The sequence below is a fragment of the Neochlamydia sp. AcF84 genome, assembly GCF_011087585.1.
Taxonomy (GTDB): Bacteria; Chlamydiota; Chlamydiia; order Chlamydiales; family Parachlamydiaceae; genus Neochlamydia.
Genome location: NZ_VJOT01000071.1, coordinates 1 through 1553 on the forward strand (window position 1 = coordinate 1; position 1553 = coordinate 1553).

Annotated in this window: 1 protein-coding gene; it reads left to right on the top strand. The window is 37.5% G+C overall.

Features of this window, described 5'->3' with window-relative positions; all coding sequences use genetic code 11:
- Positions 1-627: 627 nt before the first annotated feature.
- Entirely contained in the window at positions 628-1179 is a 552-nt protein-coding gene (locus tag NEOC84_RS08015; RefSeq protein ID WP_242678238.1) for a transposase, read from the top strand.
- Positions 1180-1553: the final 374 nt, after the last annotated feature.

Sequence of the window (1553 nt, forward strand, 5' to 3'; positions counted from 1 at the left end):
CGCTTTTCCTATCTGATATGCGCTTTCTCCTTCCATCGCCATCACCACTGCTCTTAGTTTACAACTGTAACTGCCATAGGCTTTCTTTTTTGCCATGGCATTTAATTCCTCTATTGTATGATAAAAAGCTACAAACATGGTTTCCTCCTTTCCAAACCTTTTCCCTCCCTAAATTATCCCCCTTATTTGAATTTAGAAAAAGGCTGTTTGCAATTCTCAATAGCTGCTACTTACGGAGTTCGTTTAAATGGTATTACTTATAGTTAAAGTATTGTAAAAGATATTTTCAAAATTTAAATTTTATAGATCTTTTAGATTAAGAGTTTTATAAAAAATGATAAAAAGGGTAAGCGGTTACAAGGTTATCAATTACGGTTCTTCGGAGGTCTGTGTCAAGGTATTCTGATAAAAAATTTTGACAAATGCTATGCCAATCTAGAATTAGTACTACAGTGGTAATAAAAAATATAGTACGCTATTTTATTTGTTAAATAGGGGGGAGGCATGGAATTGAAAGCAATAAACTAAACTATAAAACAAAAAAAAGAAGAGTTAGCTCTATTTTTAAGGCCTTTTTTTAGCCGAGAAGAAGCTAGACAAGTAGCTTTGCAATAACATTAAGGCCTAATGAGCAAAGCAGAACATAAAAACACCTGGCAATTGGCAGAAGAGGCTGGTTTACAAACCCCTTACGCTTTTCAACATCTACTACGCCGTGGTTTATGGCAAGCAGATGCAATCAGAGATAGTTTGCAAATGGAAGTGCTGAAAGATAAAGAAGGAGGCATAGTAGCTATAGATGAGACGGGATTTTCAAAGAAAGGTAAGCATTCAGCAGGAGTGGCAAGACAATATAGTGGAACAGCAGGAAGAATTGAAAATTGCCAAGTAGGGATTTTCCTTTCTTATGCAACTAACCAAGGCCGCGTACTAATTGATCGAGAGCTATATATCCCTGAAGAATGGTTTTTAGATGAAGAACGTAGAGCAAGAGCTGGTATATCTAAAGAAGTTAAATTCAAAACGAAAATACAATTAGCCATGTTGATGCTACAGCGAGCTTTCGGCCATGGGATCAGGCCTTCTTTAAGTATTGGGAGACGAGGTATAGGGAGTTTATCCTTTAAGAGCTTATCTAGAGAAAGAATGCTGTCCTTATATATTAGCTGTACCCTCTAATTACCATGTGAGCGTAGATTTTGATCGAAGTCCAGCCAGCCACTTTCTTGCAGAAACTAAGCCAAAAGATTGGCAGAGTTTATCGGCAGGAAAAGGAGCGAAAGGCGAACGCTATTACCATTGGTATCGTCTAGAAGTCAATTCAGATAGCCCTGAAGGGTGGACACGTTGGCTTTTATTAAGACGTAACATGAAAGACCCTCGCGATGTAGCTTATTATATAGCTTGTTGTCCCAATAATGTTACTTTACATGATATGGTCAAAGCCGCAGGAAATGGAAGAAGAAGCTTCAATTCCATAATGTTCCTTCATCTTTTCTCCTACTTTTCCAAAAGCAATATCTGCTCCAAAGTCGGTTATTGCTCGCTCTAAT